Annotated in this window: 20 protein-coding genes; 10 read left to right on the top strand and 10 right to left on the bottom strand. The window is 59.0% G+C overall.

Annotated features, from left to right (window positions below):
* Positions 1-57 precede the first annotated feature (57 nt).
* The 9 genes from VSS37_RS19740 to VSS37_RS19700 all read right to left on the bottom strand — a co-directional run bounded on the left by VSS37_RS19740 (position 58) and on the right by VSS37_RS19700 (position 13,193).
* Positions 58-2,916 (bottom strand): SNF2-related protein, encoded by a 2,859-nt coding sequence (locus VSS37_RS19740; protein WP_324698005.1) that lies wholly within the window; start codon positions 2,914-2,916, stop codon positions 58-60.
* 130 nt (positions 2,917-3,046) lie between these two features.
* Positions 3,047-4,162 carry a BMP family ABC transporter substrate-binding protein gene (locus tag VSS37_RS19735; protein WP_324698003.1) on the bottom strand — a complete coding sequence of 372 codons (1,116 nt, stop codon included), beginning with the start codon at positions 4,160-4,162 and terminating at the stop codon, positions 3,047-3,049.
* A 20-nt stretch (positions 4,163-4,182) separates the two neighbouring features.
* Positions 4,183-5,112, bottom strand: a complete 930-nt coding sequence (locus tag VSS37_RS19730; protein ID WP_324698002.1) for an ABC transporter permease — start codon at positions 5,110-5,112, stop codon at positions 4,183-4,185.
* Positions 5,109-6,230, bottom strand: coding sequence for an ABC transporter permease (locus VSS37_RS19725; protein WP_324698000.1), 1,122 nt, complete (start codon positions 6,228-6,230; stop codon positions 5,109-5,111). Before VSS37_RS19725 ends, VSS37_RS19730 begins: the two co-directional genes overlap by 4 nt.
* A complete protein-coding gene (locus tag VSS37_RS19720; RefSeq protein ID WP_324697998.1) occupies positions 6,227-7,786 on the bottom strand; it encodes an ABC transporter ATP-binding protein in 1,560 nt (519 codons plus the stop codon). The genes VSS37_RS19725 and VSS37_RS19720 overlap by 4 nt, the downstream gene beginning before the upstream one ends.
* Complete coding sequence (gene xdhC / locus VSS37_RS19715; protein ID WP_324697997.1) at positions 7,779-8,561, bottom strand: xanthine dehydrogenase accessory protein XdhC; 783 nt, start codon at positions 8,559-8,561, stop codon at positions 7,779-7,781. Before xdhC ends, VSS37_RS19720 begins: the two co-directional genes overlap by 8 nt.
* Complete coding sequence (gene xdhB / locus VSS37_RS19710; protein WP_324697996.1) at positions 8,558-10,888, bottom strand: xanthine dehydrogenase molybdopterin binding subunit; 2,331 nt, start codon at positions 10,886-10,888, stop codon at positions 8,558-8,560. The genes xdhC and xdhB overlap by 4 nt, the downstream gene beginning before the upstream one ends.
* Positions 10,885-12,369: a xanthine dehydrogenase small subunit gene (gene xdhA, locus VSS37_RS19705; protein ID WP_324697994.1), complete on the bottom strand. Its 1,485-nt coding sequence runs from the start codon at positions 12,367-12,369 to the stop codon at positions 10,885-10,887. Before xdhA ends, xdhB begins: the two co-directional genes overlap by 4 nt.
* A gap of 92 nt (positions 12,370-12,461) precedes the next feature.
* Positions 12,462-13,193: an outer membrane protein OmpK gene (locus tag VSS37_RS19700; RefSeq protein ID WP_324697992.1), complete on the bottom strand. Its 732-nt coding sequence runs from the start codon at positions 13,191-13,193 to the stop codon at positions 12,462-12,464.
* A 233-nt stretch (positions 13,194-13,426) separates the two neighbouring features.
* Here VSS37_RS19700 and VSS37_RS19695 point away from each other — a divergent pair, with 233 nt between their 5' ends.
* From VSS37_RS19695 to VSS37_RS19660, 8 genes are all read left to right on the top strand, one after another.
* On the top strand, positions 13,427-14,089 hold the full coding sequence (locus tag VSS37_RS19695; RefSeq protein ID WP_324697990.1) for a TetR/AcrR family transcriptional regulator: 663 nt from the start codon (positions 13,427-13,429) through the stop codon (positions 14,087-14,089).
* A gap of 133 nt (positions 14,090-14,222) precedes the next feature.
* Positions 14,223-14,579, top strand: a complete 357-nt coding sequence (gene uraH / locus VSS37_RS19690) for a hydroxyisourate hydrolase (RefSeq protein WP_324697988.1) — start codon at positions 14,223-14,225, stop codon at positions 14,577-14,579.
* A 22-nt stretch (positions 14,580-14,601) separates the two neighbouring features.
* Positions 14,602-15,780 carry a urate hydroxylase PuuD gene (locus tag VSS37_RS19685; protein WP_324697986.1) on the top strand — a complete coding sequence of 393 codons (1,179 nt, stop codon included), beginning with the start codon at positions 14,602-14,604 and terminating at the stop codon, positions 15,778-15,780.
* Positions 15,777-16,475, top strand: a complete 699-nt coding sequence (locus VSS37_RS19680; protein ID WP_324697984.1) for a GntR family transcriptional regulator — start codon at positions 15,777-15,779, stop codon at positions 16,473-16,475. The genes VSS37_RS19685 and VSS37_RS19680 overlap by 4 nt, the downstream gene beginning before the upstream one ends.
* A 2-nt stretch (positions 16,476-16,477) precedes the next feature.
* Entirely contained in the window at positions 16,478-17,392 is a 915-nt protein-coding gene (puuE, locus tag VSS37_RS19675) for an allantoinase PuuE (protein ID WP_324697982.1), read from the top strand.
* A gap of 1 nt (position 17,393) precedes the next feature.
* On the top strand, positions 17,394-17,903 hold the full coding sequence (gene uraD / locus VSS37_RS19670; protein WP_324697980.1) for a 2-oxo-4-hydroxy-4-carboxy-5-ureidoimidazoline decarboxylase: 510 nt from the start codon (positions 17,394-17,396) through the stop codon (positions 17,901-17,903).
* Between the two features lie 7 nt (positions 17,904-17,910).
* Complete coding sequence (alc, locus tag VSS37_RS19665) at positions 17,911-18,915, top strand: allantoicase (protein WP_324697978.1); 1,005 nt, start codon at positions 17,911-17,913, stop codon at positions 18,913-18,915.
* A 1-nt stretch (position 18,916) separates the two neighbouring features.
* Positions 18,917-19,414, top strand: coding sequence for an ureidoglycolate lyase (locus VSS37_RS19660; protein ID WP_324697976.1), 498 nt, complete (start codon positions 18,917-18,919; stop codon positions 19,412-19,414).
* A 112-nt stretch (positions 19,415-19,526) separates the two neighbouring features.
* Here VSS37_RS19660 and VSS37_RS19655 read toward each other — a convergent pair whose 3' ends face one another.
* Positions 19,527-21,014, bottom strand: a complete 1,488-nt coding sequence (locus VSS37_RS19655) for a nucleobase:cation symporter-2 family protein (RefSeq protein ID WP_324697974.1) — start codon at positions 21,012-21,014, stop codon at positions 19,527-19,529.
* 276 nt (positions 21,015-21,290) lie between these two features.
* Here VSS37_RS19655 and VSS37_RS19650 point away from each other — a divergent pair, with 276 nt between their 5' ends.
* Both VSS37_RS19650 and VSS37_RS19645 read left to right on the top strand, forming a co-directional pair.
* The gene (locus tag VSS37_RS19650; RefSeq protein WP_324697972.1) at positions 21,291-22,652 is read left to right on the top strand and encodes an 8-oxoguanine deaminase; all 1,362 of its coding nucleotides are present in this window, start codon (positions 21,291-21,293) and stop codon (positions 22,650-22,652) included.
* A gap of 165 nt (positions 22,653-22,817) precedes the next feature.
* Positions 22,818-23,045 (top strand): hypothetical protein, encoded by a 228-nt coding sequence (locus tag VSS37_RS19645; protein WP_324697970.1) that lies wholly within the window; start codon positions 22,818-22,820, stop codon positions 23,043-23,045.
* Positions 23,046-23,051 lie beyond the last annotated feature (6 nt).

Below are 23,051 nucleotides of genomic sequence, written 5' to 3'. Positions count from 1 at the left end.
CAAATAGCGTTGGATTTAGTGTAGCGTAGGTGCCCATTGCCTCAAAATACCGGGCAACTACACCAGTTCCCATTCGATGGTAAATAGCGTCTGTTCTTCCACCCGCTGTTGCAGGCGGTTTTCCAGCCCGGTGATCAGGTCGTTGCGCTGGTCATCAATGTCATCTTGTCGCCGGAACAGTTCGCGGCGTGATTTGCTGCGTTTGGTTTCCAGCTCACGCTGGCGCTTTTGCCAATGGAGTTTTTCATCCAGCGTCGGTGCGACTGCCGCAGTACGGCGGACTTCCTTGATTTCGCGGTCGATATCCTTGATTTCCTGCTCCAGCCCCAACTTCAGGTCATCGGCCCATGCATCCAGCTTTTGCACTTCCTGATCAAAATAGCTGAGGTTGCGCTCATTGATTTGGCGCAACAGGTTATTCTTGCGCTGTGCCAAGTCTTGCTGCAACTTGGGGTTATCTGGAATATCAATCGCGGTAGCTGTAACCGTTGCGGGAATACGCAGCAGTTTGTCCGGGTCATCTTCTGGCAGCGTGCGTCCATGCTGATCAACCGCAGCAACCAGGATGTGCTGTTCTGCTTCTGCCAAAGCTGAAACAGTCACAAGTTTGGCTTGCAAGCTACCTCGTTTGCCTTGATAACTTTCCAGCGTTGTAATTCTCCCGGCATAGGCTGCGTAATCAAATCTCAGGCTGGCGGCTGGCAAATGGATTTGTTTGGCTTGTTCCAGAACCCATTCCGCCAGTGGATGCCCCAGCCGGTACAGATGGGACTCTCCGGTACGGCGTGGCAACTCATAGCGCCCCAGTGGAGCCTGGTTCGTCAAAGCTGGCGTTGGCAGCGAGAGCAATTCAAAATGGTTCTCCGCACCAAAATCTGCGTGATCCCGCAGGGCGGTACGGCTCAAATCCATCAGCATACGCTCGTAACGATCCAGAATGACTTTGCTGTCTTCCGCATGTTGCCTGAGTCGCGCATTTACGGTTTCGTCAAAAGTTTCCAGCAGCACCTGTCGGGTTTGCTGCATGGCTGCGCTGATTTCGCCCGCAAGTTCCTGTTGCAACGTTTCAAAACTGTGTCGGATCACATTTGGGTCACGGCAATCCTGCTGATAAATCTGGGCAATGCGGCGTTCAAAGTCGATGCCAGAACCAATCGCCCCCAGCACTTCATCACTTGCGCCGAATACGCCATCAAAGAGCTGGAATTTTTGCGCCAGCAATTCATACACACGCCGGTCAGCTTCATTCGTGCGGTCAACGAAATTGACCACGACGACATCATGCCTTTGCCCGTAACGGTGACAACGGCCAATGCGCTGTTCTATCCGTTGCGGGTTCCAGGGCAAGTCGTAATTGATGACCAATGAACAGAATTGCAGGTTGATGCCTTCCGCACCTGCTTCCGTGGCAATCATGACCGTGCCTTGCTCGCGGAAGTAATCAACCAGCGCCGCACGGGTGTCGGCTGTTTTGGAACCTGTTACCTTGTCAGTACCGGCATGACGCTGTGCCCACTCTTTGTAGATTTTCTGCGCCTGTGGATCACTGTTTGTACCATTGAACAAAACCAGACCGTCACCGTAGGAGGTGCTTTTTAGTAGTTCTTGCAAATAGTTTTGGGTGCGTTTGGATTCGGTGAAAATAATAGCCTTCCGGGCTGCTCCCAACCGTTCCAGTTCACTGAACGCCCGTTCCAACGCAGTCAGCAGGGCCTGGCCTTTACTGTTGTCCCGAATCTGGTCGGCTTTTTCCCTGAACAGGCGTAACTCGTCCACTTCTTGCCGAATGGCTTCGCGTACATTGGGTTTGTCGTTGACCTGGTCATCGGATTCCCACTCATCAGCGGTTTCATCCAATGCCTCGTAATCATCATCGAGTGTGTACAGCAGGTCAGGCGAGGTGGCGTCATCCAGCACAGATTGGAGGCGGTTCGCCATTGTTTCCAAAGCACCGGAAATGGCCTGGGGGGAGGAAGCCAGCAATTTCCACAATACCAGCGAAATCAGTTGGCGCTGGCCTTCTGGCAAGGCTTGCAGATTGGGGCGGCGCAGATAATCCGACACTAACAGGGAGAACTCCTGTTCATCCTGCGAGGGCGTAAACTCTTCCAGCAGCGGGATGCGTTTGGTGTAAGGGACGTATTGCTGCACTTGTCGGCGCAGGGTGCGTTTGCAGAACGGGGTAATCCGCTGCCGCAGGTTTTGTAGGGTTTGCTCCCGATTGGTTTGCCCGAACTGGGTGCGGAAACTGTCCAGATCACCAAACACTCGTTCATCAATCAGGCTGACCAGTCCGTACAGTTCCAGCAAGGAGTTTTGCAGTGGGGTGGCGGTCAGCAGGATTTTGGATTGCACCCGTTCCAGGGAATCCTTGAGTGTGCGGGCAATGACATTGCCGGTTTTGTAGACGTTACGCAGACGATGGGCTTCATCCAACACCACCAAATGCCAATCTACCGCCTTGACATCCTTGGCCTTACTGTTGGCGAATTGATACGAGCAGATAACGATGCTATCCGAGGCAAAAGGGTTACGGGCACCGTCCTTTTGCAGTGCGTTATAGTTTTTGCTTTCCAGTAACAGGCATGACAGGCCAAACTTGTCTTGTAATTCCTGATGCCACTGTTTACGCAGGTTGGCGGGGACGATAATCAATATATGGCGCTTACGTTCCGCCCAACGTTGGGCGATGACCAGACCAGCTTCAATGGTTTTCCCCAAACCAACTTCGTCGGCAAGAATAACGCCTTTGGATAAGGGGTTTTCATAAGCGAAAAGAGCTGCTTCGACTTGATGGGGATTCAAATCTATCTGGGCGTTTACCAAGGTCGGTGCAAGGGATTCCAGTGAATTGCTGGCCGCGTGACGGGTTAATTGCCAAGCGAAGTATTGTGATTGGTGCGGTGTTAGCTGCATATCCAACTATGGCTATTTGTTTAAATGATTGCAGTATAGCGGAATGTGTCTCTTGCACCGATTATAACAACACACCTTTGCAATGACTGAAAAAGCCAGACCTTTCTGGGCTGGCTTCTATCCGGCGGGTTTACTTCGGCAATTTGCCGTTGACCCCTTTCACGTAGTAATCCATTTTGGAAAGGTCTTCGTCCGACAGGCTGCCGCCTGCGGCGACCACTTCCTTGCCGTCTTGCATGACGACTGGGCCGCCAAACGGATGCAAGCTGCCGTCGACAATCGACGCCTTGGCCTTTTCCACCTTTTCCTTGACGTCGGCTGGCACCACCGCATTCAGGGGTGCCAAGTCAATCATGCCATCCTTGATGCCGCCCCAAATGCTGCCGGGTTCCCATTTGCCATCCAGTTCCGCTTGCACCTCCTTGGTGTAATAGTCACCCCAGTGGTGGGTAACGGCGGTCAGGTGCGCATCCTTGCCATACTTGGACATGTCGGAATGGTAGGCGATCGCGTATTTGCCCTTTTCCTGCGCGGCGATGACGACGGCGGTGGAGTCGGTGTGGTGGGTGACGACATCCGCGCCCTGGTCGATCAGGGTGTCGGCGGCCTCGCGCTCACGGCCCGGGTCGAACCAGGAGTTGACCCACACCACGTTCAGCTCCACATCCGGATTGACGCTCTGTGCGCCCCGCAGATAAGCGTTGATGCCTTGCAGCACTTCCGGGATCGGGAAAGCGGCGACATAACCCAGCTTTTTGCTCTTGGTCATGGAACCGGCCACGATGCCCGCCAAATAGCGGCCTTCGTAGAAACGGGCGTTGTAATTGCCGAGATTCTTGGCGGTCTTGTAGCCGGTGGCATGCTCGAAATGCGTGTTAGGGAACGCCTTGGCGACCTTGAGCATCGGGTTCATATAACCAAAGGACGTGCCAAAGATCAGCTTGTAGCCGCTGCTGGCCAGCTCACGGACGACCCGCTCGACTTCCGCGCCTTCCGGCACGCTGTCGAGCACCTTCACCTCCACCTTGTCGCCGAGCTTGTCCTGCATTTGCTTGCGCCCCTGGTCATGCTGGTACGTCCAGCCAGCGTCGCCGATCGGGCTGACATAAATGAAGGCGACCTTCAGCTTTTCCTTGTCGTCCGCCAGCGCCAGACTGCTGAACAGGGGCAGCGACCCGGCCATCAGGGAGGAACCCAGCAGGATTTTCAGCACCTGCCTGCGGTCTGTTGTGAACTTGTCTGTCATGGTGAAACGTCTCCTTCAGATCAATGAACTTCGTTATGGAAAGCCTGCCCGAGCGAGGCCGGGGCGTTCAGCCGGATGGTGGCGGCGTTGCGTGAAATCAGCACCAGCACGGTAATGGTCGCCAGATAAGGCAGCATCGACAGGAACTGGGAGGGGATTTCCACGCCCATACCCTGCACATGGAACTGGGCGATGGTCACGCCGCCAAACAGGAACGCGCCCAGCAGCACCCTGCCCGGCCTCCAAGTGGCGAACACCACCAGCGCCAGCGCAATCCAGCCGCGCCCGGCGGTCATGCCTTCCGACCACAGCGGGGTATAGGCCAGCGACAGGTAAGCGCCGCCAATGCCCGCCATGGCACCGCCGAACAACACCGCCAGATAGCGGATTTTAATCACCGGGTAGCCCAGCGCATGCGCCGAACTGGGGGATTCGCCAATGGCGCGCAAGATCAGCCCACCCCGGCTGTAATACAAAAACCATACCAGCAGCGGATACATCAGCAGCGCCAGATACACCAGCGGGTCATAACCGAACAGCAGCTTGCCGACCACCGGCAGGTCGCTCAAGAGCGGAATCTGGATAGCCTTGAGCCCATCCAGCGCCACGCTGTTATACGCCTGCCCCATATAAGCGCTCAGGCCGATGCCGAAAATGGTCAGCGCCAGCCCACTCGCCACCTGGTTGGCCATCAGGCTGAGGGTGAGAAAAGCGAAGACCAGCGCCATCAACATGCCAGCAAAGGCTCCGGCCAGCACGCCCAGCCACAGCGAACCGCTTTCCGCCGCCACCATGAAACCGCTGATGGCACCGACGATCATCATGCCTTCCACGCCCAGGTTGAGCACGCCGGATTTTTCCACAATCAGTTCGCCCAGGGCAGCGAAGATCAACGGCACGCCAGCGGCCACCGTCGCCACCAAGATCAAGACAAGGGTGTCTGCACTCATTGTTCGCCCTCCATCACAGGTTTGGCCACCGCTTGCGGGGCAGCCGCTGCGGGTTTGGGCCTGCCACCGCCCCAGCTAATGCGGAAATTGATCAGCACGTCCGTCGCCAGCAGGAAGAACAACAACAAGCCTTGGAACACGCCGCTGACCGCCGCTGGCAATGCCAGTTGCATCTGCGCCGATTCCCCGCCCAGATACAGCAGCGCCATCAGCAAGCTGGCCAGCAAAATGCCGATGGGGTTCAGGCGCCCGACAAAGGCGACAATAATCGCCGCGAACCCATACCCCGGCGACAACGGGATGCTCAACTGCCCGATCGGCCCGGCGATTTCACTGGTCCCCGCCAACCCGGCAGCAGCCCCGCCCGCCAGCAAGCCAATCCAGATGGTGCGCTTGGCGTTGAAACCGGCGTAATCCGCCGCCCTCGGCGCCAGCCCCGCCACCCGCATCTGGAACGCCACCACGCTCCAGCGCAGGAAGACATACGTCACCGCCAGCGCGACCAGCGTGATCAGCAGACCCGCATGGGCGCGGGTGCCTTCCAGCAGCACCGGCAGCAACGCCGAATCAGAAAACTGCTTGGATTGCGGGAAACCGAAACCGTCCGGGTCGCGCCACGGCCCATGCACCAGCCAGCTGAGGACCAGTTCGGCCACATACACCAGCATCAGGCTGACCAAGATTTCACTGGTGTTGAAACGGGTGCGCAGGAATGCCGGAATCGCCGCCCACAACATGCCGCCCAGCGCCCCGGCGATGAGCATCAACGGCAGCACAAAATGGCTTTCACTGTCGTAAAACCACAGCGCAACACCGCCCGCCGCAATGGCGCCCATGGTCAACTGCCCTTCCGCACCGATATTCCACACATTGGCGCGGAACCCGACCGACAGCCCCAGCGCGATCAACGCCAGCGGCGACGCCTTGATGAACAGCTCGCCAATGCCGTACAGGTCATTGACCGGCTCAATAAAGAAAGCATGGAACGCCTTGAGCGGGTTTTGCCCCAGCAAGGTGAACACAATCATCCCAACCACCAGCATCAGGGCGATCGCCAGCAAGGGCGACAACCAAAGCATCTGCTGGGAAGGTTGCGGACGCGGCGTCAATTTGATCATGGGTGCGCCTCCGTATTGGCAGTGGTTGGCAAGTCAGCGGGCGCTGTCTGGGCAAGGCTGCCGCCGCCCATCAGCACGCCGATTTCATCCAGCGTGATTGCCCGCGCCGGGTAAGGCTCCGACAATTTGCCATGATGGATGACAGCGAGCCGGTCACAGATTTCAAACAATTCATCCAGCTCTTCGGACACCACCAGGATGGCCACGCCTTTTTCGCGCAGGTCGACCAAGGTCTGGCGGATGAAGCTGGCCGCGCCCACGTCCACACCCCAGGTCGGTTGCGAAATCACCAGCACTTCGGGGTTGAGCAGCAGTTCGCGGCCTACGATGTATTTCTGCACATTGCCGCCGGAGAGGCTCTTGGCTTCCGCATCCGGCCCGCCGCACTTGACGTTGAAGCGTTCAATGCTGTTGAGGGAAAAATCCCGCATGCGCCCGTGATGGATGAAACCGTTTTTGGTCATTTCGCCATCATGCCCGGTCAACAGCGCATTGTAGGACAGCGACATGGGCGGAACGGCACCGCGCCCGAGGCGTTCTTCCGGCACGAAACGCAAGCCCAACTTGCGCCGCTGGGCCGGGTTCATGCGCCCGGCGGGCTGGCCGTTGATGAGGATTTCGGCGGCGTCCTTGGAAGGCTTTTCGCCGCTGAGGGCGTACAGCAGTTCCTGCTGGCCGTTGCCGGACACCCCAGCGATGCCGAAGATTTCCCCGGCGCGCACGCTAAGGCCCACGTCCTTCAAATCGGTGCCAAACGGGTCTTCGGACTGGCGGGAAAGCTGCCTGACCACCAGCAGTTCCGCGCCGTCGGTGCGGGCGGGCGGGTGTTCGCAGATAGGCAGTTCCTTGCCCACCATCATTTCCGCCAGGCTCTTGGCGGTTTCCTGGCGCGGGTCTGCCGTGCCGCTGACCTTGCCCGCGCGCAACACGGTGGCGCTGTGGCAGAGTTCGCGGATTTCCTCCAGCTTGTGGCTGATGTAGAGGATGCTGCATCCTTCATCGGAAAGGCGGCGCAGGGTTTCAAACAGCTTGCGCACCGCCTGCGGGGTGAGGACGGAAGTGGGTTCGTCCATGATCAGCAGGCGCGGCTCCTGCAACAGGCAGCGCACGATTTCCACCCGCTGGCGTTCGCCGACGGACAAATCATGCACCAAACGGTGCGGGTTCAGCGGCAGGCCGTAGCTTTCCGACACCTCTTCAATGCGCTTGGCCAGCTTGCCCATATGGTGCTTGTCGTCCATCGCCAGCGAGATGTTTTGGGTGACGCTGAGGGTGTCGAACAGCGAAAAGTGTTGGAACACCATGCCGATCCCCAGCTTGCGCGCCTGCGCCGGGCTGTTGATGTGGACTTCCTCGCCGTTCCAGAAAATCTGCCCCTTGTCGGGCTTGACCACGCCGTACACCGCTTTCATCAGGGTGCTTTTGCCTGCGCCGTTTTCACCCAGCAGGGCGTGGATTTCACCGGGCATAACGGTCAGGCTGACATCCTCGTTGGCGACCACCGAAGGGTAATATTTGCTGATGCCGCGCAATTCAAGGCGGGGGGGGCTAGTCATGCGGGTTCTCCTGTTCCTGTAGGGCCAGCAGTTGGGCGGCGGCAGCCAGGGCGATGCGTTCCGGCTGCTTGCTGCGGATTTGCGGGATGCCGATGGGGGACGTGACGCGCCCCAATTGTTCGCTGCTGTGGCCGCTGTCCAGCAGGTGTTTGCGGAATTTCGCCAGTTTGGTCTGCGAACCGATCAAGCCCAGAAAACGGAAACGGTCGCGGCGCAAAACCGCATCGCAAATCGCCAAGTCCAGCGCATGGTCGTGGGTCATGATCAACACCCAGGCGTCGGGGGGCAGTTCACACACAAGATCGGCGGGGTTGGCCGCCACATACTGGCGGGTGTTGGCGGGCAAGGCGGCGGGGAACTGTTCCTCGCGGTTGTCCACCCAGTGCAGGCGGCAATGCTGGGTGGCGAGGATCGCGGCCAGCGCCTTGCCGACATGCCCGGCACCAAACAATGCAATTTGGAAAGCCTCAGCGCCGTGTTGTTGCGGGTGCCGCCACTGGCCTACGTCCGCGCAGTACTGGTAACGGATGCGGATGCGCCCACCGCAACACTGGCCGAGTTCCGGGCCAAGCGTGAACACGTCGTCGCGGAAACCGGCAAACGGCCCGTCCAGCAACCATTTGCGCGCCGCCTCAATCACCCGATGTTCCAGACGCCCGCCGCCAATGCTGCCCAGCGTGGCTTGCGGCGCAATCAGCATAGACGCGCCGTGTTCCCGCGGGGAAGAGCCACGGACTTCGGCAATGCGGGCGATAATGAAGGCGGGTGGCGTCATGCCGTTTCCTGGTGGGCGGACTGCACCGCCTGCACCGCGTTCAGGATGGCTTCCGGCGTGGCGGGCGGCTGCAACGGCGGTTGGAGACGGTAATCGCCGACGCTGGCGACCGCATCCCGCAAGGCGAAAAACACCGACATGGCCAGCATCAACGGCGGCTCGCCCACCGCTTTGGAACGGTAGATGGTCTGTTCCACATTGGCGTTGTTTTCCAGCAGTTTCACATGGAAGACTGGCGGAATATCGCCCGCCACCGGAATCTTGTAGGTGGAAGGCGCATGCGTGCGCAAGCGGCCTTTGGCGTCCCACCATAGCTCTTCGGTGGTCAGCCAGCCCATGCCCTGGATGAAGCCGCCTTCAATCTGGCCAATGTCCAGCGCCGGGTTCAGCGACTGGCCGACATCGTGGAGGATGTCCACCCGCAGCACCCGGTTTTCGCCGGTGAGGGTGTCGATCATCACTTCGGACACCGCCGCGCCATAGGCGAAGTAGTAAAATGGCCGCCCGGTCATGGTTTGCGGGTCGTAATGGATTTTCGGCGTGCGGTAAAAGCCGGTGGCGGACAGCGAAATCCGGTTCATCCAGGCGGCGTGCGCCAGTTCCTTGAAACTGACGGTTTGTTCACCGACCTGCACCTCGCCGTCATGGAACACGACGGCGCTGGTTTCCTCCCCGTAATGGCTGGCGGCGAAGGCGGTCAGGCGCTGCTTCAGCTGCTGGGCGGCATCGCGTGCGGCCATGCCATTGAGGTCGGAGCCGGAAGAGGCGGCGGTGGCGGAGGCGTTCGGCACCTTGTCGGTGCGGGTGGCGGTGCAGCGGATATATGACAGCGGCACCTGCAATTCTTCCGCCACCACCTGCGAGACTTTGGTGTACAGCCCCTGCCCCATTTCCATGCCGCCATGGTTCAACTGCACCGAACCGTCACTGTAAATGTGCAGCAACGCGCCCGCCTGATTGTAGAACGTCGCGGTAAAGGAGATGCCAAACTTCACCGGGGTGAGCGCAATGCCTTTCTTCAGCCACGGGCTGTTGCGGTTGAATTCCCTGATGGCGGCGCGGCGCTGCTGGTAATCCGCGCTGGTTTCCAGCTCATCGACAATACGGTGGATGATATTGTCTTCCACCTCCATGCCGTAGTGGGTTTGGTTGCGGGTGCCATCCACGCCGTAGAAATTGGCGCGGCGCACCTGTAGCGGGTCAAGTTGTAAATGGCGGGCGACATCATCCATGATGTATTCAATGGCAATCATCCCTTGCGGCCCGCCGAAACCACGGAAAGCGGTGTTCGACTGCGAATTGGTCTTGCAGCGGTAGGAAGCAATGTCGACGTGCTCCAGGTAATAGGCATTGTCGGCGTGGAACATGCTGCGGTCATTGACCGGCCCGGACAGGTCGGCGGAAATGCCGCAACGGGAGGCATACACCAGTTTCACCGCCTGCAATACGCCCGCGTCATCGAAGCCGGCTTGGTACTGGATGTCGTAACAGTGGCGTTTGCCGGTAATGGTGATGTCATCGTCACGATCCAGGCGCAGCTTCACCGCCCGCCCGGTTTTCAGGGCAAGGAGGGCGGCGATGGAGGCGAACAGCGACGGCTGGCTTTCCTTGCCGCCGAACGCGCCACCCATGCGGCGGCATTCGATCACCACATCCTTTTCGGTCAGGCCCAGCACATCGGCCACCACTTTCTGGTCATGGTGCGGATGCTGGGTGGAATTGTAGACCAACACATCGCCATGTTCGCGCGGCAAGGCCATCGCCACCATGCCTTCCAGGTAGAACTGTTCCTGCCCGCCGAGGTGGAAACCACCACTGATTTTGTGCGCAGCTTGTTGCAGTGCCGTGTCCGGCTGGCCGCGTTGCAGGAATTTGCTGGGCAACACGAATTGCTGTTGCGCCAGCGCCTGCTGGATGTCGAGGTTGTGCGGCAGGGTTTCGTAATCAATCTCAGCCAGCTGGGCGGCGCGGCGGGCAGCTTCCATCGTGGTGGCGGCCACCGCAAAGATCGGCTGGCCGATGTATTCCACGACATCAATAGCAAACACCGGCTCATCTTTCATCGAGCCGCCCAAGTGGTTGGCACCGGGAATGTCGGCGGCGGTAATCACGGCCACCACGCCGGGGGCGTTCCAGACCGGCTCCAGATTCACGCTGCACAAACGCGCATGAGCCTGCTGGCTGATGCCGATGGCGGCGTATAGCGTGCCGCGTGGTTCGGGAATGTCGTCGGTGTATTGCGCCGCGCCGGTGACGTGCAGTTCGGCGCTGTCGTGTTTCGTCGGCTGGCCGACGCTATGGCGGGGCTGGGTTTGCGCTAACGTCATGCCTGGGCTCCTTGCCGGTACAGGGAAAGCTGCTGGCCTTCGCTTTCCAGCAGGCTTTTCAACAACAGGTTTTTGGCCGTCGCCATACGGTAGGCAGACGAGGCGCGCATGTCGGACAGCGGTTTGAAATCCTGCTCCAGCGCCTGCATCGCGGCGGTGACGCTGGCCTGCTCCCACGGCTGGCCGAGCAAGGCGGCTTCGCAGTGCGCAGCGCGTTGGGGAACCGCCGCCATGCCGCCGTAGGCAATCCGCGCCTGTGTGACTTGCCGCTGCGCATCCAGTTTGATGTGGAAGGCGGCGCACACGGCGGAAATGTCCTGTTCGAAGCGTTTCGATAATTTATAGCAGCGAACCAAGCTGTTTGCGTCAGCCGATGTCGGCAGCGGAATGCGCACGGCCTCGACAAACTCGCCCGCCCGCAAATCCTTTTGCTGGTAACCCAGGTAGAAATCTTCCAACGCCAGTTCGCGCACCGCGTCGCCTTGCCGCAAACGGATGCGCGCGCCCAACACCATCAGCGCGGGCATGGAGTCGCCGATCGGCGAACCGTTGGCGATATTGCCCACCAGCGTGCCTGCGTTGCGGATCGGCAGGGAGGCGAAGCGCTCATGCAATTCGGACAGTTGCGGATAGTGTTTCACCAGTGCCTGGAAAGCTTCTTCCAGCGAAACGGCGGCGGCGATTTCCAGCCAACCATCTTGCTCGCTGATAGTCTCCAGCCCGGCGACCTTGGCCAGCGAAATGATGACGGGCAGGTCGCGGTGCTGCTTGGTGATCCACAAACCCACGTCGGTGGCACCCGCCAGCAACGTGGCGGAAGGGTATTGTTCCAACAGTCCGGCCAATGCTTCCAGGCTGGTCGGGGCGAAAAAGCGCTTGCCATCCTGTTCTATCGCCAACGCTTGCTGCGTGTCCGCCCATTCCTGCAAGGTGTCCAGCATGGCTTGATCGGCGTCAGCAGCGACGGCGAATCCGTATCCGTACATGCGTTCCCCGGCATCCAGGATGGGGCGGTAACCAGTGCAGCGGCACAGGTTGCCGGACAATGCCTGGCTGACCTGCTCACGGCTGGCGTTGGGCTGGTTGTGATAGAGGGCGAACAGCGACATGACGAAACCCGGTGTGCAGAAGCCGCATTGCGAGCCGTGATGATCAACCATCGCCTGTTGCGCCGGGTGCAGTTGCTGGCCGCGTTGCAGGCTTTCCACCGTAAACAGCGCCTTGCCATCCAGCGTGGCGAGCAGTTGTACGCAAGCGTTCAGCGAGCGGTGGCGCAATTGACCCCGGTGCAGGTCAGCGGCCACCACGGTGCAAGCGCCGCAATCGCCTTCGGCGCAGCCTTCCTTGGTTCCCCGGCGGTCAAGGTGTTCGCGCAAATAATTGAGCAAGGTGGTGTCAGGGGCAAATGGCTGAGGCGTATGCTTTTGCCCGTCAAGCATGAAGGTGATGGTCTGTTTGGCCGCAGTTCCGTTGACACTCATTCCGTAACTCCCACGCCCTGTGCGAATTATCCTAAGAAGGGGGGAGGGAAATTCCTCCCCAAAAACTCATGAAAACACAATGTACAGAAAACTTAGAAATGCGCCTTGAGCAGGAAGCTGGGGTTTTTCTCGGTCACACCATCGATGCCGAACTTGTTTTTCCAGTGGGCGTACTCAAAGCCGACATAGACCGGCTTTTTGGTGTGGAACAACTGCTTGCCCATATTCCACTTCAACTGGGAAGTGAAGTTGGTCTCAGCGGCGTGGTCATCCGCCTTGGTCGATGCGTCCAAAAAGCCATCATACAGGAATTCGGCGCTGCCGATCTGGAAAGGCAGCGCCCAGGTGACGGTCGCCTGCTGGTCGTTGTCCTTGCCGCCGCCATTGTTGGCTTGGTACAGGTCGACATTGAAGTACTTGAACTTAGGCACATCCAGGCTGACGCCAACGCCCCCCAAATAGTTGGTGGCCTTGCCGCCGCCTTCCATCGTGCCTGACAGGTAAACATCCTTGATGAAGTGGCCTTCAGGCACCAGTTTCCCTTTGGTCAGGTAGTTCAGGCTAAGGCGTGGGGACAACTCGAAATAATGTTCCTTGGTCCCATTGTCAGACATCAGATAGTCCATGAAGAAGAAGGTGGTGCCCCAGTCATGGCCGCTGGCATGTTCAAATGTCATGACCTGGCGGCTGTCGTCGCCCACTTCATATTTGTTACCGTTCAGGTAGGTCACGCTGGCGTCGCTCCATTTCTGTTCGGCCATGGCCGCCGGAGCTGCCAGCACGCCCATGATGACAGCAAGACTTGAAAAATTTCTGGATAGCATAAACATTCACCTCGTTGGGACTCAAAATAACTTGACCAATTGGACAGCTTTTGCGATCAAGCAAATTCTAGGCCAATCCCACAATCATGAACAGGAATTAATGCAAGACCTCGGACGTAGCTGGATTCCGTAAGCTTTCCGGCAAGTTACGAAACCGTATCCTTCCGGAAGTGGTGCTCTAGCGTAGTGCACAGTAGACTATGCGTAGTGCATTGCGAACAAAAAGGCCCCTAATGCTTATCCAGCTTGAGTCACATCCAAACCACGGCGCAACCGGACGCATCCGCCGGGAAAATGAGTGCAGGATCATTACCGCAGCGGAAGCTGAATTCGCCCGGCATGGCTATAAAGGTGCCAGTATTCAGAAAATTGCCGAACGCGCAGGCTTGCCCAAAGCCAATATCCACTACTATTTCCGCTCCAAGCTGAAACTGTACGCAGCCGTGTTGGCACATATCTTGGATATGTGGGATGGCCTGCTGGGTGAATTGGACCCCGCTGGCGATCCGGCGGCGGAGATGGAAGCCTACATCCGCGCCAAAATGCGCCTGACCAGGCAATATCCGCTGGCCTCGCGCATTTTTGGCATCGAAATCATGAGCGGCGCGCCTTACCTGCAAGAATATTTCCAGGATGGCTACCAGGACTGGTTTCGGGAAAGGACGGCGGTGTTCGCCACCTGGATCGCACGGGGGGAAATGGATCCGGTCGATCCTGCCCACCTGATTTTTCTGTTGTGGTCATCCACCCAGCATTACGCGGATTTCTCCTGCCAGATCAGCTCCGCGCTCGGCAGGCAGGGGAATGAACTGGAGCAGGCAGATTACGAGCAGGCGACCGAAACGCTTTTGCATGTCATTTTGAAAGGCTGCGGGCTGCGCAAAGCCCTGGATTGAAAACACTTCATCCCGCTTGGCCCGTTGCCACAAAAGATTGTATACAATTTTTCTGAAGATTGGATACAATGCGCCTGCCTGCAAGACGCTTGTATAGTGACCAAACAACCTTCAGGGAGTTGAAATACACACGATGACGGGATTGACAACACACATTCTGGATACGGCCAACGGCTGCCCGGCTGCGGCAGTGAAACTGGCCTTGTACGCCTGCCCTGCGGCAGGGGCGCGCACCCTGGTCAAACAGGCCACCACCAACGCTGACGGACGCACCGACGCCCCCTTGCTGGACGCTGTGGGGATGCAGGCAGGCGTCTGGGAGCTGGAGTTCCACATCGCCGACTATTTCCGGCAGGCCAACACGCCGTTGGATGAGCCGCCGTTCCTGGACGTGATCACCTTGCGTTTCGGCATCGCCGACACCACCGCCCATTACCACGTACCGTTACTGGTATCCCCCTGGAGCTATTCCACTTACCGCGGCAGCTAGCCTGTCAAAGGAGCCCTTGCAGATGGAATCCATCATTCTTGAATGGCTGGGTCTGGCGTTTCGCTGGATACACATCATCACCGCCATCGCCTGGATTGGCGCGTCGTTTTACTTCAACTGGCTGCTGAACCACTTGCTGACCTCGGAAGACCCTAAAGTTTCCGGGCAATTGTGGGCCTTGCACGCAGGCGGTTTTTTCAATGTGGAAAAACGCAATATCGAGCCGGGCAAGCTGCCTGAGCCGCTGCACTGGTTCAAGTGGGAATCCTACTGGACTTGGATCAGCGGCTTCACCATGCTGGTCATTGTTTACTATTTCGGCGCAAGCGCCTACCTGATCGACCCCGCCGTCATGCCCTTGCAACCTTGGCAGGCGATCCTGATCAGCTTGGTGACGCTGGGCGGAAGCTGGCTGTTTTACCATTCCTTGTGGAACTCATCTTTCGGGCGCAGCAACCAGACGCGCAGCATGGCCCTGACGGCGGCCTTCATCGTGGTCATGTGCATTGTGCTGACGCACCTGTTCAGCGGGCGCGGGGCATTCCTGCACGCGGGCGCCATGTTGGCGACCTGGATGACCGCCAATGTGTTTTTCGTCATCATGCCCGCCCAGCGCCAGTTGGTGAAGGCGACCGAAGAAGGCCAGGAGCAGGACAAGCAATTGGCCAATGACGCCGGGCAACGCTCCTTGCACAACAACTACCTGACCCTGCCGGTATTGTTCTGCATGTTCAGCAACCACTACCCTTCCAGCTTTGGCAGCCACGCCAACTGGCTGGTGCTGATCGCCCTGTTCGCGGTGGGTGTGCTGGTGCGCCATTACTTTAATGTGCGGGAAAAAGCCGGTAATGAGAAAGCGGGCTGGATGCTGGGTGTGGCCTTCGCCGTGTTCCTGGGAACCGCCTTGTTTGCCAGTTATCCGGCGATTTCCCAACGGGCAGCGGGTGAAGTCAGCTTCAGCCAAGTGCACGGTTTGCTGCAAACGCACTGCCTGAGCTGCCATTCCGCCAAACCGACCAACGCCGCCTTCACCAGCCCACCCAAGGGCGTCGTGCTGGAAAGCGAAACGCTGGCCCGCAGCCAGGCGGCGCAGATTGCGATCCAGGTGTCGTCCCGCATCATGCCGCTGGGCAACACCACCGGCATGACCGATGACGAACGCAACCTGCTGGTGCAATGGGCGCGTCAGGCCCAGCAGTGAGCACCGGCAAGGCGCAGCAAGGCAAGGACGCCAACATCTACGAACAGGTGTTTGACGCCATTTTGGAGCAACGCCTGATTCCCGGCACCCGTTTGTCGGAAGACAAACTCGGCCAGTTGTTCGGCGTCAGCCGCACGATTGTGCGCACGGTGTTGCAGCGGCTGGCCTTTGAAGGGGTGGTGGAAATCCAGCGCCATCAGGGTGCGATCATCGCCCGCACCACGGCGGAGCAGGCCCGGCAGGTGTTCGCCGCCCGCAAGGCGGTGGAGTTGGAGGTGGTGCGCAACGCCTGCCGCCACATCAGCGCCGTGCAACTGGAACACCTGCACGCGCTGGTGTGGGAAGAACAGGAGGCGCGCGGCCAGCAGGATCATGGCCGCGCCCTGCGCCTGTCGGGGGAGCTGCACCTGTACCTGGCGGAGTATTGCGGCAATGAATTCCTGGCCGGGTTCCTGCGTTCGCTGGTGTCGCGCTGCTCCTTGATCATCGCCCAATATGAGGCCGCTGACCGGCATTCTTGCCCGCCTACCGAACATGGGGCTATTCTGGAGGCAATTGGGGCTGGCGATGAAGCGCTCGCCGTCAAGCTGATGGCGGCGCATATTGACCACATTGAAGCCAAGATTGATGTGCGGGAGAAAACGGCTCCGCCGGATCTTTCCGCCATTTTCAGTAAAACCAATAAAGAGAATTAAACATGTTTGAACACTCAAGCTACCCGCGTGACCTGATTGGTTACGCCGGTCAGCCGCCACACGCCAACTGGCCCGGAGGCGCCCGCATCGCCGTACAGTTCGTGCTGAATTACGAGGAAGGCGCTGAAAACTGCATCCTGCACGGCGACGCCGCCTCGGAAGCCTTCCTGTCCGAAATCGTGGCGGCGCGGCCTTACGAGGGCGTGCGCCATCCCAGCATGGAATCGATTTACGAATACGGCAGCCGCGCCGGGTTCTGGCGCATCCTGCACTATTTCCGGCAACGCGAGATTCCGCTGACCGTGTTTGGCGTGGCGATGGCGCTGGAGCGCAACCCGCAGGCGGTCGAGGCCATGCTGGAAAATGGCCATGAAATTTGCAGCCACGGCTGGCGCTGGATCGACCACCAGTGGATGAGCCGCGAACAGGAGCGCGAACACATGCAGCGCGCCATCGACAGCATTGAGCACATGACTGGCGAAAAGCCCAAAGGCTGGTACACCGGGCGCAACAGCCCGCATACCCGCGAATTGTTGCTGGAACATGATGGTTTTTTGTATGACTCGGATGATTACAGCGATGATTTGCCCTTCTGGGTCAAGGTCAGCGGCAAGCACCATCTGGTGGTGCCGTACACGCTGGACAGCAACGACATGCGGTTCGCCACGCCGCAGGGCTTCAATAGCGGCGAGCAGTTTTTCCAGTACCTGAAAGATGCCTTTGATGTGCTGTACGCCGAAGGTGAGGAAGCGCCGAAAATGCTGTCAATCGGGATGCATTGCCGCCTGATTGGCCGCCCTGGCCGTTTCCGCGCCCTGCAACGCTTTGTCGAATACGCCCAGCAACAGCAGGATGTGTGGTTCTGCCGCCGCATTGACATTGCCCGCCACTGGATCAAGGAACACCCGGTAAGCTGATATGAAAACATCGATTGCAACATTGAACCAACTCAACCAGGCAGCGTTTGTGGCGCTGCTCGGCGGCGTTTACGAGCATTCCCCTTGGATGGCCGAACGCTGTTCCGCACAAGCGCCGTTTGCCGATGTGGAGGCGCTCTTGCAAGCCATGCGCGCCACGCTGGCGGCAGCCAGCCACCAGGAGCAGCTTGCCTTGTTGCGGGCGCACCCCGATTTGGCGGGCAAGGCCGCCCTGCGCGGCGAATTGACGGCGGAATCCACCCGCGAACAGGCAGGCGCCGGGCTTGGCACCCTGACGCCGGACGAGTTTGCCCGTTTCACCGCATTGAATGAAGGGTATCAGGCCCGTTTCGGCTTCCCGTTCATCATGGCAGTGAAAAACGCCAGCAAACACCAAATCCTAGGCGGTTTTGAACAGCGCATTGACCATACGCCAGAGGCGGAATTCACCATGGCGCTGGAACAGGTCAACCGCATCGCCGCTTTCCGTATTGCCGACCTTATTGAGTGATCCACCCATGCCATCCATGACTGAAATATTGCAGACTTTGCAGAGCTACTGGATTGATCTGGCCCAGCCCCGGCTGGGGGCGGAGGCAGTGTTCGCCACCGACGAATTCTTTGCGCCGCTGGAGCGCCTGATCCAGCCCGAAGAGCCGGTGTTCATCCCCGGCAAATACGACGACAACGGCAAGTGGATGGATGGCTGGGAAACCCGCCGCAAACGCGGTGACGGTTACGACTACGCCATCCTGAAAATCTGCCCTGGGGTCATTTACGGTTTTGACCTGGACACCTCGCACTTCACCGGCAATTTTGCCCCATCGGCCAGCATTGAAGCCTGTTACAGCAAGACCCCGCCGGATGAGAACACCCGCTGGTTTCCGCTGCTGCATGCGCGCGCGCTCCAGGGTGACACGCACAATGTGTTTGAAATCGGTTCCCGCGAGGTGTGGAATTACCTGCGCCTGAACATTTACCCGGATGGTGGCATCGCGCGGTTGCGGGTGTACGGCCAAGTTCGGCGCGAGCTGGGCAATATCCAGCCTGATGAGGAATTCGATCTGGCGGCGATGCGCAACGGCGGCAAAGCCCTATGCGCCAGTGACATGCATTTTGGCCATATCAGCAACCTGATTGCACCCGGCAAGGGCGTGAATATGGGCGATGGCTGGGAAACCCGCCGCCGCCGCGAACCCGGCTTTGACTGGATCATCCTGCGGCTGGCCTATGTGGGGGAAATTTCCCGGCTGGTCATCGACACCGCGCATTTCAAGGGGAACTACCCGTATGAATGCTCGGTGTGCGCCACCCTATATCGCGGTGGCAATGAAGACAGCATCGCCACCCAGAGCCTGTATTGGGAGGAAATTTTGCCACCGCAGCGGATGGCGCCCGACACGGAATTCACCTTTGTCGAGCAATTGCGGAATATCGGCCCAGTCTCGCACCTGCGCGTCAACATTTACCCCGATGGCGGCCTCAGCCGCCTGCGGGCCTTCGGCAAGATTCGGATGATTTGAGATGATGCTGATTCCTGAGCCGCTGACGGCGGCGGCGTTTGCGCCATTCGGCGACGTGATCGAAGCGGGTGATGAAAAAACGCATTACACCATCAACTACGGGCGCACCGAACGCTTCCACGATCTGGCGCAACTGGACGTGCTCGCCAACGGCGGCAAGCCCACCGTCAGCATTTTCCGTTCGCAACCCGCCAATTTCCCGTTGCGGGTGGAAGTGATGGAACGCCATCCGCACAGCAGCCAGGCGTTCATTTCCCTGCAACGCAAGCCGTTCCTGGTGCTGGTCGCCCCGCCGGGTGAAAAGCCGGAACCAGACCAGTTGCGGTTGTTTGAAGTCGGGCCGGAGCAAGGCGTCAATTACCATCCGGGTGTCTGGCACCACTACCAGTTCAGCCTGGATGAGGTGCGGGATTTCCTCTGCATCGACCGCAGCGGCGGCTACGGGGACAATTGCGACGAACACCCTTTCAGCGAGGAAATTTTCATCCAACGCAGCTGAAGCAGGCGCGCCTGAAAATCTGGCCCACACCAAACCAAATAAAAACGCCCGCCACATGAATGGCGGGCGTTTTTTATGGGCTAACCCAAGCGTATTTCAGCCGTTGGATGGCTTAATGTTGGCCGCCTGCTTCAACACTGGCCTTGATCGCCGCTTCTTCATCATGGCGGGCACCGTTGAAATACAGGTTCAGCAACACCGCACTGAATGACGCCAGCAAAATGCCGGATTCAATCAGGGAGTGGATGCTGTGCGGCATCCATTGCTTGAAGTTGGGGGCGACCAGCGGGATCATGCCCACGCCGACAGAAATGGCCACGATCATGCCGTTATTGCGGTTGTGCTTGAAATCCACGCCACCAAGGATGCGGATGCCCGTCGCCGCCACCATGCCGAACATGACCAGCCCGGCACCGCCCAACACGACGGTCGGTAAGGATTCAATCAACGCCGCCATTTTCGGCAACAGGCCAAGGAACACCATGATCAGGCCGCCCGCCACGCACACAAAGCGGCTCATGACGCCGGTCACAGCCACCAAGCCCACGTTTTGCGAGAAACTGGTGTAGGGGAAAGTATTGAAGATGCCGCCGATCAAGGTGCCCAGGCCATCCGTGCGCAGGCCGCGCGCCAGCCGTTTCTGGTCAACCTTGCTGCCGGTCATTTCGCCCAATGCGAGGAACATCCCGGTGGATTCGATCATCACCACAATCATCACCAGGGTCATGGTCAGGATCAGGATCGGGTCAAACTTGGGCAAACCGAACTGGAAAGGCAACACCAAACCAAACCAATGGGCCGCCGCCACTTTTTCAAACGTCATCATGCCCATGGAGGCGGTGATCACGGCACCGATAATGATGCCCAGCAACACCGAAATATTGGCCAAGAAGCCTTTGGCAAATTTGGCGATCAGCAGGATGGAAGCCAGCACAGCCGAAGCAATGCCAAGGTTGATCAGGGAAGCGTATTTGGGGTTAGGCACAGATGGAGCCAGCGCCAGGCCTTCCGGCAAGGGGGGGACTGTGCTGCCCATGGTCGCCGCCGTCTTGGCAGCGTCCAACCATTGCTGGTACTCAGGGTTGATGATGGTCGGCGCGGTCGGCCCCACCGGGTTGCCGAAAATCCAGTTGATGCCGATCCGCATCAGGGTGATGCCGATGACGGTGATGATGGTGCCGGTGACCACGGGCGGGAAAAAGCGCAACATGCGGCTGACCACCGGGGCAATCAGGATCGAGACAATCCCCGCACCAATAATGGAGCCGAAAATCATCTGGGCACCTTCTATGCCTGGCGTAGTCTTGGCCATGGAGACAATCGGGGCGACGGCAGCAAACGTGACGCCCATCATGACCGGCAACTGCACGCCAAACCATTGGGTCAGGCCAAATGACTGGATGATGGTCGCAATGCCGCATACGAACAAGTCCGCTGAAATCAGCATGGAAATTTGTTCCGGCGTCAACTGCAAGGCCCGGCCGATAATCAAGGGCACTGCCACCGCGCCCGCATACATGATCAGCACATGTTGCAGCCCCAAGGTCGCCAGCTGGGTCGCTGGTAACCGTTCATTGACAGGATCAGTCGCCATATTCATAGGAAGCTCCTTGGTAAGTAAGGGGTTATGGATAAAAAATGTCTGCACATTGGGGAATCTCCGGGCTACAGCCGCCATGAAACCATCGCCTGGCGCTTCAGGAATAAGGGCGCATGGCGCACGCATGGTTTATATTTTCTTAGTCTAGACATGTACGGCTACGATCTCTGCTTTATGGCACCTGACACGGGGATTGACAGGGGCGAAAAAAAAGTTGTCTACTCGGACAGGTTTTTCCAATGCAAAATGCCTGCCATCTAGAAAGGAAATCGTTAAATGCATGATCTTCAAACAATCTGGATCAAGAACCCACTGGCGATCCTGACGGCTGATGGGCAGCAAGCGGGCGGCGGCGTCGTGGTGGCAGGCGGCAAAATCGTCGAATTGGTGCCAACCGGCCAGCAGCCTTCCATACCGGCCACGCAAGCCACCGATGCCCATGAGCATGTTGTGCTGCCGGGGCTGATCAACACCCATCACCACTTCTACCAGACCTTGACCCGGGCGTATCCGGGCGCGCTGGACAAGGAGCTGTTCGGCTGGCTGACCGCGCTGTATCCAGTATGGGCCGGGCTGGAGCCGGAAATGCTGGCCATCGCCACCCGGCTGGCGTTGAACGAACTGCTGCTGTCCGGCTGCACCACGGCGGCAGACCACCACTACCTGTTCCCCACCGGGATGGAAAACGCCATCGACATCCAGGCGGAAGCGGCGCAAGCGGTTGGCATGCGGGTCACGCTGACGCGCGGCTCCATGAGCCTGGGCCAGGAACAGGGCGGCCTGCCCCCGCAGCATACCGTGCAGCAGGAAAGCGTCATCCTGGAAGACAGCGAGCGGGTGATCCGCGCCTATCACGACCCTGGCGAAGGCTCCCGGTTGCAGATTGCGCTGGCGCCCTGTTCGCCGTTTTCAGTCACGACCGAACTGATGCAAGCCAGCGCGGAACTGGCGGCGCAACATCAAGTCCGCCTGCATACGCATCTGGCCGAAACCCTGGATGAAGAAGCGTTCTGCCTGAAAAATTTCGGCATGCGCACCGTGGATTACCTGGAAAGCGTCGGCTGGCTGCATGAACGCACTTGGCTGGCGCATGGCATCCACTTCGATGACGGGGAAATCCAGCGGCTGGGGGCGGCGGGCGTGGGCGTTTGCCATTGCCCCAACTCCAATATGATGCTGGCTTCCGGCATCTGCCGCACACTGGAGCTGGAAGCGGCGGGCAGCCCGGTCGGGCTGGGGGTGGACGGCTCCGCCTCCAACGACCATTCCAACCTGATCAGCGAAGTGCGCCAGGCCATGTACCTGCAACGGCTGCGCTACGGCGCGGGGCGGGTTTCCCACTTCGATGCCTACCGCTGGGCGACGGCGGGTTCGGCGCGGGTGCTCGGGCGCAGCGATATTGGCGAAATTGCACTGGGCAAGCAGGCGGATTTGGCACTGTTCAAGCTGGACGAACTGCGTTTTTCCGGCAGCCACGACCCACTGGCGGCGTTGCTGCTGGCTGGCGCGCAGCAGGCTGACCGTGTCATGATAGCCGGGCAATGGAAAGTTACGGACGGGCGGCTGGTGGACACAGACATCCAGGAACTGATGTCCGCACACCGGCAAGCGGCGCGAAAACTGGCCAGTAAAATGTAAGGGCCGCCATGACCCGCCTATTTATGGTGCAACAAACGCCAGCGTGCACAACCGTAATGCCCATAACAGGCATGCAAACCCGCAAGTAGTGTTCAAGTTGCTGGCATGAAATATGCCTTGAGAACTGGCGCTGATTTTGAATGGATCAACAAGGAGCTCAGAAACATGCTGAAATCGCTGAAATGGCCGTTATTCACCCTACTGGCGTTGTTCTGCGGCAGTGCTTTCGCCCACAACAGCCCCTTTCCCCACCCGGAAACCGCTTCGGAATGGGCGCACATGGGCATGCATCTGCTGATGGCCCTGCCATTGGGCGCGGGTGTGTTTTTCTTGGGGCGCTGGTTGGCGCGCCGCCATCTTCAGGCCAAAACCCTGCCGTTGCATAAACGCTGATTGGCG

This window comes from Candidatus Thiothrix phosphatis (assembly GCF_035668035.1).
Lineage (GTDB): Bacteria > Pseudomonadota > Gammaproteobacteria > Thiotrichales > Thiotrichaceae > Thiothrix > Thiothrix phosphatis.
This window is presented reverse-complemented; position numbering and strand designations above follow the sequence as displayed.

Excerpts from the sequence above, each read along its gene's own strand:
- VSS37_RS19740 (WP_324698005.1), bottom strand. The coding sequence starts at position 2,916 with ATGCAGCTAACACCGCACCAATCACAATACTTCGCTTGGCAATTAACC.
- VSS37_RS19735 (WP_324698003.1), bottom strand. The coding sequence starts at position 4,162 with ATGACAGACAAGTTCACAACAGACCGCAGGCAGGTGCTGAAAATCCTG.
- VSS37_RS19730 (WP_324698002.1), bottom strand. The coding sequence starts at position 5,112 with ATGAGTGCAGACACCCTTGTCTTGATCTTGGTGGCGACGGTGGCCGCT.
- VSS37_RS19725 (WP_324698000.1), bottom strand. The coding sequence starts at position 6,230 with ATGATCAAATTGACGCCGCGTCCGCAACCTTCCCAGCAGATGCTTTGG.
- VSS37_RS19720 (WP_324697998.1), bottom strand. The coding sequence starts at position 7,786 with ATGACTAGCCCCCCCCGCCTTGAATTGCGCGGCATCAGCAAATATTAC.
- xdhC (WP_324697997.1), bottom strand. The coding sequence starts at position 8,561 with ATGACGCCACCCGCCTTCATTATCGCCCGCATTGCCGAAGTCCGTGGC.
- xdhB (WP_324697996.1), bottom strand. The coding sequence starts at position 10,888 with ATGACGTTAGCGCAAACCCAGCCCCGCCATAGCGTCGGCCAGCCGACG.
- xdhA (WP_324697994.1), bottom strand. The coding sequence starts at position 12,369 with ATGAGTGTCAACGGAACTGCGGCCAAACAGACCATCACCTTCATGCTT.
- VSS37_RS19700 (WP_324697992.1), bottom strand. The coding sequence starts at position 13,193 with ATGCTATCCAGAAATTTTTCAAGTCTTGCTGTCATCATGGGCGTGCTG.
- VSS37_RS19695 (WP_324697990.1), top strand. The coding sequence starts at position 13,427 with ATGCTTATCCAGCTTGAGTCACATCCAAACCACGGCGCAACCGGACGC.
- uraH (WP_324697988.1), top strand. The coding sequence starts at position 14,223 with ATGACGGGATTGACAACACACATTCTGGATACGGCCAACGGCTGCCCG.
- VSS37_RS19685 (WP_324697986.1), top strand. The coding sequence starts at position 14,602 with ATGGAATCCATCATTCTTGAATGGCTGGGTCTGGCGTTTCGCTGGATA.
- puuE (WP_324697982.1), top strand. The coding sequence starts at position 16,478 with ATGTTTGAACACTCAAGCTACCCGCGTGACCTGATTGGTTACGCCGGT.
- uraD (WP_324697980.1), top strand. The coding sequence starts at position 17,394 with ATGAAAACATCGATTGCAACATTGAACCAACTCAACCAGGCAGCGTTT.
- alc (WP_324697978.1), top strand. The coding sequence starts at position 17,911 with ATGCCATCCATGACTGAAATATTGCAGACTTTGCAGAGCTACTGGATT.
- VSS37_RS19660 (WP_324697976.1), top strand. The coding sequence starts at position 18,917 with ATGATGCTGATTCCTGAGCCGCTGACGGCGGCGGCGTTTGCGCCATTC.
- VSS37_RS19655 (WP_324697974.1), bottom strand. The coding sequence starts at position 21,014 with ATGAATATGGCGACTGATCCTGTCAATGAACGGTTACCAGCGACCCAG.
- VSS37_RS19650 (WP_324697972.1), top strand. The coding sequence starts at position 21,291 with ATGCATGATCTTCAAACAATCTGGATCAAGAACCCACTGGCGATCCTG.
- VSS37_RS19645 (WP_324697970.1), top strand. The coding sequence starts at position 22,818 with ATGCTGAAATCGCTGAAATGGCCGTTATTCACCCTACTGGCGTTGTTC.